Origin of the sequence: Gluconobacter wancherniae NBRC 103581 (assembly GCF_007988885.1) — a bacterium.
In the GTDB taxonomy this organism is placed as follows: Bacteria; Pseudomonadota; Alphaproteobacteria; order Acetobacterales; family Acetobacteraceae; genus Gluconobacter; species Gluconobacter wancherniae.
In genome coordinates this window covers 161,087-169,274 of sequence record NZ_BJUZ01000004.1, presented here as the reverse complement: position 1 = coordinate 169,274, position 8,188 = coordinate 161,087, and the positions used below count along the sequence as shown (strand labels likewise).

Genomic DNA, 8,188 nt, shown 5'->3' with positions numbered 1-8,188 from the left:
CAGGAAAAAACCTAGCAAAACAGCGACAAATGAAGTTATCCCCGATTCTCATTTTTACATAAGAATGAAAAAATCTAAAAAAACAGCGACATTTTTATGCCGCCGTTCTCTTTCGCAGTTCAGGGGGTGGCTGTTTTCTCCCAGGCATCTTGCAGTCTTTTGCGGGTTCCTGCTCCCATGCGTCCCAGTCCACACGCATTGCGCATTTCTGTTAAAGCCTCTTCCCCGTTGAGCCCCGCCAAACGAAGCCTCGTAGCAAGCACAACAAGCATGCTCATTGGAATTTGGACGGGGTCCAGACTTTCTCCCGAGTTCGGAAGTCTGAATTCAGGCGGTTCTTCTGGACTGGAACCTTCCGGCCAAAAGAAGACATCCCCTTCCTCCTCCGAAGTTGGAATAGTTTGTGGGACTGTGCTCAGAATTCTGTCTCGGATTTGACGTCCCGCACGAGCATAACCATGGAGACGGGAAACAGATTGCACGAGAGTGCTTTCAAGCAGAGGCCCTTTTTCGTTCACTGTCTGCCGGATAATTTCCTGCAAGACTGTTGAATAGCTCTCATCTGCAAAACGATCAGGCTCTGCCTTCAGAGCGTCTGGCTCTTTGAGATATCTCTCAACAGGCTCGTGCATTGTGACCAGCCCCGCATAAAGAGGCTTTTCTGCCGGAATACCCATTTCTTCTTTCTGCAAAGGAGTCCCCTCCCCTGCACGCGGCATAGTATTGGCATCATGAAGGACCAGATTATCATTCTGCTCCACCCTCTTCAGGCGAACCAATTCAAGGTGATGCCTCAATACGTGATCGAGCCTGTCAGCTTCACGGCCTGAATTGAGCCACCAATCAGCAGACCAGACATGCAGGATGTTCCAACCCAGATTTTCCAGCACTGCCTTACGAAGACGATCCCGATCCCGTGTCGTGGCACTCTCATGATATGCCGTTCCATCACACTCCACACCCGCAAGATAAGCACCAGGAACATCAGGATCGACAATCCCTAGATCAATCCTAAAGCGTGAAGCGCCAACTCTGGAATGAACAGTCCAACCCCGTATCCTCAACAATTCGGCCACTTCCTGCTCAAACGCAGTCTCAGTAGCCTCCACTGGGTTTCCTGCCGTTTCCTTGACCCCTGCACCGCCATATTCCGCGAATGTCAGGAATTTTCTCAAATGTAGAACACCGAGAGCCGAGCTCCGGGCTGGATCAATCTGCTCGGCCCGTAATGACCCGAATACGATCAGCTTTTCCCTTGCCCTTGTAATCGCAACATTAAGGCGCCGCTCTCCCCCTGCACGATTGAGCGGACCAAAATTTACATAGGGTGCCCCCGTGAGCTCCGGCGCATATGTGAGGGAAAACAGCATGATATCACGCTCTTCTCCCTGAATATTCTCAAGATTACGAACAAGAACAGGCTCTCGCGCCTCATCGCTGAAGAAATTCGCCAGTTCAGGCTCATCGCACTGAGCCTTTTCCAACATGTCCGTAATCAGTGTCTGCTGTTCCGCGTTGAACGTGACGACACCAATAGAACGTCCGTCATTGCTCCGAAGCAGCCTCAACACTTCAGCGACAACTGAACGAGCTTCAGGGATATTGGTACGGGCACTACCACGTGAATAGATCCCATCAGGCACGAACCTAAAGGAAACTGCTGTATCGCTCGTAACTGGGGACGGAAATGTTACGAGATCACCGCCATAATATTGTGCGTTTGAAAATGCGATCAGGCTCTCATGACGACTGCGATAATGCCATCGCAGACTGACCTCCGGAATACCTGCAGCACGGCATTCATCAAGAATGGACTCCATGTCACAAAGTTCGCCTTCCCCGATTTCCTCTTCTGTATCTGCTCGTGCGAAAAAGCTTGTCGGTGGCAACTGCTTCGGATCGCCAACAACAATAACCTGCTTGCCTCGACCGACTGCGCCAATGGCATCCCATGTTGGAATCTGCGACGCCTCATCAAAAATCACGAGATCAAAGGGCTCGGAATCAGTCGGAAGATACTGCGCGACTGAAAGCGGACTCATCATTAGACATGGCGTCAGCGTCCGCAAAGCATCTGGCACCGCTGCTGCGAGCTGACGGATAGACATTTGACGAGTTTTCTTGGCGATTTCGCGCGTGAGAAGTACATATTGCGCCTCCCGACGCCGCGTCTCGATATCTGGCAAATTTGCAGCCAGACGCGCACGAACAAGACGTTGCGACAGCTGGGCCAGCTTCTGGTCTAACTCGCTGAAACGTTCTATCCGATCTTCCTGAGCCGCCGCGATAAAGCTGCGCAGGCGCGGAGTTTCATCAATAACAGCATTAGCCCACCAACGAGCATAATTGCCTTCGAAGACTCGATTGATGTCGACAGGCACAATATTTGCCTGCATCAAGGCATCTACCAGCGGCTTTAGGCCAAGATTTTCTGCATCATGGCAAACCTTACGCCAAGCACACCAGTCCCTAAGATTCCTTCCGTGCTCCAGCCAATCCGTCGTGAGTGCGCACAGTCGGGGGAGCCAGTCCGCTCCGTCCGGAACCAAGACGCTCAAATCATTTGCGGCCAGCGCGCTTAGTCCATCGCGATGGGCCTGAACCTCCGTGTATGCAATCTGAAAAGCATGAATCTGCCTTCCGATCAGACCTTCTGGTGCCAGAAGATCCCTCCCTTCGGTCAAAAGCTCGCGGACTCTACGCCTCGCGGACAGCAGCACTGCAATATCGTCCACACAACTCCCGAGGGTGGCACTGAGCTTTTTTCCCCACAATAATGCCGCTTCGATTTTTGAGAAATCTGTCTGGCGTCCCTGCCATAATGTACCGAGCGTTTCAGCATAATCGTCAGCATTTAGTTTTTGCTCAATCGCTGTGAGCTCGAGTAGTTTTTCAAACTCCGGAGCCAAATCTTCAGGAATTTCACCTTCCGACAATTCCTCGACCTGACGCCTGACGCTCTTGTATCCGCTCTTCCTTGCAAGAAGCCATTTTTCGCTGGCGTCCTTCCACTTATGTAGAAGTTCCGAGGCTGGCACAGCAGACACATCCCGCCAGCGCAAGACGAGAGAACTCTCAATCTGTCGATAGCGAAGTACGGAAGACTGTTCCTCTAACGCAGCATAAGCAATTTTTTCGGCATCATCTCTCAGTGCCCATGCGGCATATGCGGCTTCTGGCTGCAACAGCAGATCACTGAGCAATCTGACCCGTTCAAACTGAGCACAGGACTGTTCTCCGCCAGCCAGATCGTAGGACTTTACGAGTTTATCAGCGTGCCCTCCCAGATCCTGCAATGCAGCTCTTAAGCTCGCTGCTTCCTTAAGAAGATTTTCCTGCCAACGGGACGTCCAGTCCTCGTGCTCGATACCTTCCAGCTCCCTTACGAGAACTTTGGGCCCCAGCCTCGCATAGAGGCGGCCAAGCATTGCAACTACTTCCTGCAACCGCGCCCAATCCGCGAGCTCGTGCGTAGCCGCACTTTCCCAGGTCAGAGATATGTGAGGAACAGATGCTCGTTCTGCGTTCAGCACGGCGCCAATTGCACGGTAGGGCGTCCACCCATTGGGCCAGCAGTGATGGAGATCAGCCACATAAGCATTCAGCTCATTACGAAGAACCGAAACATGTTTCTGACTGCTCTGCCACTCGTCGTCCAAGCAGTTTTCAGATACATTCTGAGCATCACGAAACTGCTCAAGAACAGCGCTCCGCCCCGCATGTGGAGAAAACAGATCGAGACAGAACGCATCCAAGCCCACTGCCTTGAGGCGATTCCGTACGACCTCCAGAGCCGTGCGCTTCTCAGCCACAAAAAGGACAGTACGGCCTCGTGCCAAAGTATCAGCGATAATGTTGGCAATCGTCTGGCTTTTCCCGGTTCCCGGTGGCCCGATCAATACAAAGCTTTCTCCACGTGCTGCACGCATAACCGCAGCAAGTTGAGACGAATCAGCCTCCATTGGGCAGACAAGAGAAGCCTCTTCCAGTGCCTCATCCAAACACTGGACTGGTTCATTCTTTTGCAAAGGCGTTAGCAGATGCTCGCCCTCCGCCGCACCATCTAACAAACGAGTTGCAACAGGACTGATCCGTAGTGCGTCTCGGCGCTCCTTCAGATCTTTCCACATCAGAAATTTTGCAAAAGAAAGCGTCGTTAGACAGACACGCTCGTCTATTTCCCAATTGGGCTGGTCACGCAAACCTGCGCGGAAAATATCAAAAATTCGCCTGACATCGAGCCCTGATTCATCCTGGGGAAGTCGATCCGCCTCCAGGGCTGGAAAACGCATCCCGAAATCCTGCCGCAAAAGTTCCAGCAGGCTGCCGTTCACCATACTTTCGTCCCCATGCGGACGAAGGCGGAACGGCGCATTGATATTGCTTCGTTCCAAAACCACAGGCAGCAAAATCAGCGGGGCGCGGGCCTCCCTGTCCCGGCCACGAGGTTGCCAAACCAGTTCTCCAAGAGTGAGAAAGAGCACATTCGCTCCCCCTTCCTGCTGGGCCGCGCGTGCTTTGCGATAAATCTCCACTAGCGCCGCGTGAAGAGAACTCTCTTCACGCGCAACCAAAAGCTCTCCATGCTCCAGAGCCTGAGCCGCAAGCGTCCGGTTATGATCATCGTAATGCCGTTCTTGCTCGACCGCCTGACTTCTGGGATCTCGTCCGCTCATCAATTCTGGTCTGGCACGAAGACGTAACGGTGCCTGCCGCTCTCCCCCTTTCAACGCTGCAATCCTGTCCTCCAGAACCGCCGGATTGGCGCAGAAAAGTTCGATGATCTGCCTGTCCGATTTAGGTAGGTTCAGAAGACGACTGCGCCCGGAAAGATCCAGAAGGCGCTTGCACCAACGGTCCAGCCTGCCTTCTGGAGTTTCCAGAATATCAATATCTTCGTCGCTGCGCAGATCAGGAGCCACTTCCAGAGCTGGTAAAGCACACTCTTCTTCCGCGGCGGCTTCAGCTACCTGATGCTGAACCAGTATAGGCAACGGGCGAATACGGCGTAGCCGCGCTCTGTGGATATCAATGATCCCTTCAAAGGCATCATTCGCACCATTCCCTTCCAGTTGCGCGCGCCCACGATCACACGCAGTGCCGAAGCTTGGAGGCGTTACACCCGTTGCAAGAGTGGTCTCAAAAACACAGACATCATCAAGCGCTATGCGATTACGAATTCCAGGTAAATCCTGCAGGAGGGATATCCCGGACTCTGCATATGAAAGCCAAAAACCCGTAAACGCATGACCTTTCATCATGATCAGAACCGGCCGAATGCCCGCTGCCTCCAGACACGACGCAAACAGAATTGCGGTATCCAGACACGTGGCGAGTTTCTCTCCCAAAATCTGCGAAGGCAAACGGATACGCTGGCCGCTCTCAACAAACGATGCAGGTGCACTCACATAGGTGAGCTTCAGTGCGCAAATCACACACCATATGGCTTGAGCCTGCTCCCAAACCCTCTTTTTTCCTGCCTGATATCCCTCGAAAGAAGAGATCTGTCCGGCCACCTCCATCAAAGCAGATGCAGTGCGGAGAATAACGGAAACAGCAGGGTCATTGGGAAGTACGAACGCAGCCAAAAGGTCTGGCAATCCATCCAGTCCGCCCCACTCACTGCGTGAAAGAACACGAATGTCTGCTTCCTGTCGCGCAATCTCGGTACTGCTACCGTCGGGAAGCTTTTCTTCCGCAGTAATGATCACGGTCGCTCGGGTAGCCTCGCTCATGGACGCAAGAAGGCTTCCATCCAAAGCGATATCCAAAGATTCAATCTGACAATACTGCCTGACAGGCAGATCCTGAATTTCCCAACTTCGAGGCTTCAGAACAGGCGGCTCCGAACTCAGCTTCAAAGTCATACGCTCAATACGACGATCTGAAATATTACGGGCCGATAGCTCTAGAAGAACGGGAACACTGTTCTCCCACAAAGCAAGACTGACAGTTCCACGAAGGGAGCTTTTGAGCTCAATGCGGGGCTCGGACAGACATACATCAGCAACCACGCCATCAGCTTCAGGAGAACTGGCCAAATCCTGGTTGCTTATAGCGCTCCCCGCGGAGTGCGGTCCTGGCTCGATATCCATGGGCGCATCGTGAGAGGAGTTTGTCATCGTGTCGTGTCACCAGATAATCTCAGGTGAGCCCAGCATACAGCAAGATACGGGACACTCCATCCCAAGGTGCCATTCAGAAGCGTTTGCCGTCTATCAGTTCAACAATAAAAAAACCCGCCAGATCGCATGATCTGACGGGCCTCTTATTAATCTGAAGATAGAAGAAACTCAGAGAAATGCTGGGTTTTCTACTGCTTCGATTTCTGCGCGAACGCTCTGGATTTCACGTGACATACGGTCATGTGCATCAACGTCATTCGGCCCGATCTGAGCCCACTGCGTTTCCAGATCACGAAGACGATCGCGCGCTTCATCCGCAGACAGCTCACTCATCAGCTGCGCGGAGTCAGCGAGTACCGTACAACGGTCAGGCCCCATATCCACGAAACCACCGGCGACAAAGTAGCGGTCAACGATCTTGTCATTTTCGTAGAGAGCAACAACGCCACCACGCAGCTGAAGCATCAGCGGTGCACGGTCCGGCATCGCTGCAATATCGCCCTCCATGCCCGGCACAACGACCATGTCGATCTCGCGATCAACCAGACGCTTTTCCGGGCTGACGATCTCGATGCGAAGTGGCATCGGATCAGCCCTCCTGCTTCATCTTTTCGGCCTTGGCAACGGCTTCATCAATGGAACCAACCATGTAGAAGGCGCCTTCCGGCAGGTGATCGTATTCGCCAGCAACTACTGCCTTGAAAGAACGAACGGTATCTTCGAGCGAAACCAGCTTGCCAGGTGCCCCTGTGAACACTTCAGCAACGTGGAAAGGCTGAGACAGGAAACGCTGGATGCGACGTGCGCGACCAACAATCTGCTTGTCCTCTTCAGACAGCTCGTCCATGCCAAGAATGGCGATGATGTCCTGCAGGCCTTTGTAGGTCTGCAGCGTGCTCTGAACTGCACGTGCAACGTTGTAATGCTCTTCACCGATAATCTTCGGGTCAAGCGAACGAGAGGTGGAATCCAGCGGATCAACGGCAGGATAAATGCCCATTTCGGCGATAGAGCGATTCAGAACCGTCGTCGCATCAAGATGGGCAAAGGTTGCCGCAGGAGCCGGATCGGTCAGATCGTCGGCAGGAACATACACGGCCTGAACAGACGTGATGGAACCCTTCTTGGTGGAGGTAATACGCTCCTGCAACGCACCCATTTCTGTCGAAAGGGTTGGCTGATAACCCACAGCAGAAGGAATACGGCCGAGCAGCGCTGAAACTTCAGAACCTGCCTGCGTGAAACGGAAGATGTTATCCACGAAGAACAGTACGTCCTGGCCTTCTTCGTCACGGAAATATTCCGCAACCGACAGACCTGAAAGAGCAACGCGTGCACGTGCTCCCGGCGGCTCATTCATCTGGCCATATACAAGAGCAACCTTGGAACCAGCCGTGGAGCCGTCCTCGTTGATCTTGATGACACCTGCGTCCTGCATTTCGAAATACAGGTCATTGCCTTCTCGGGTACGCTCACCAACACCTGCAAAAACGGACACACCACCGTGTGCCTTCGCAATGTTGTTGATCAGTTCCTGAATGATAACTGTTTTACCAACACCTGCGCCGCCGAAGAGGCCAATCTTACCACCCTTGAGATATGGGCAGAGGAGATCGACGACCTTAATGCCTGTGACCAGGATCTCAGAAGCAGCGGCCTGCTCCTCGAAGGACGGAGCCTTGCGGTGGATCGGCAGATACTTATCAGTAACAATCGGTCCGCGCTCATCGATTGGCTCACCGATGACGTTCAGGATACGACCCAGGGTTGCAGGCCCAACAGGAACCATGATCTGCTTGCCCGTGTTTCGAACTTCCGCTCCACGGTTCAGGCCATCGGTGGTGTCCATGGCAATACAGCGGACCTGACGGTCGCCAATTTCCTGCGAAACTTCAAGAACGAGCGTCTGATCGCCATTCTTGACATGCAGGGCATTAAGGATGTGTGGAAGATCACCTTCAAACTGCACATCGACAACTGGACCACGCACCTGGGTGACGCGGCCGACTACGTTGTTTGCAGTATCAACGGGATGGTTGAGGGTTTCGGACATCGGTTTCGTC

3 protein-coding genes are annotated in these 8,188 nt (G+C 53.2%); all 3 read right to left on the bottom strand.

The annotated features are described in order from the left end of the window. Positions 1 to 119 precede the first annotated feature (119 nt). Positions 120 to 6,122: a DUF4011 domain-containing protein gene (locus GWA01_RS12375; RefSeq protein WP_228118619.1), complete on the bottom strand. Its 6,003-nt coding sequence runs from the start codon at positions 6,120 to 6,122 to the stop codon at positions 120 to 122. 171 nt (positions 6,123 to 6,293) lie between these two features. After that, entirely contained in the window at positions 6,294 to 6,710 is a 417-nt protein-coding gene (gene atpC / locus GWA01_RS12370) for an ATP synthase F1 subunit epsilon (protein ID WP_146798493.1), read from the bottom strand. A 4-nt stretch (positions 6,711 to 6,714) separates the two neighbouring features. Then, entirely contained in the window at positions 6,715 to 8,178 is a 1,464-nt protein-coding gene (atpD, locus tag GWA01_RS12365) for a F0F1 ATP synthase subunit beta (RefSeq protein ID WP_146798491.1), read from the bottom strand. Positions 8,179 to 8,188: the final 10 nt, after the last annotated feature.

What these genes read in the sequence shown, in the direction of transcription:
- GWA01_RS12375 (WP_228118619.1), bottom strand. Translation starts at nt 6,122, where the DNA reads ATGACAAACTCCTCTCACGATGCGCCCATGGATATCGAGCCAGGACCG.
- atpC (WP_146798493.1), bottom strand. Translation starts at nt 6,710, where the DNA reads ATGCCACTTCGCATCGAGATCGTCAGCCCGGAAAAGCGTCTGGTTGAT.
- atpD (WP_146798491.1), bottom strand. Translation starts at nt 8,178, where the DNA reads ATGTCCGAAACCCTCAACCATCCCGTTGATACTGCAAACAACGTAGTC.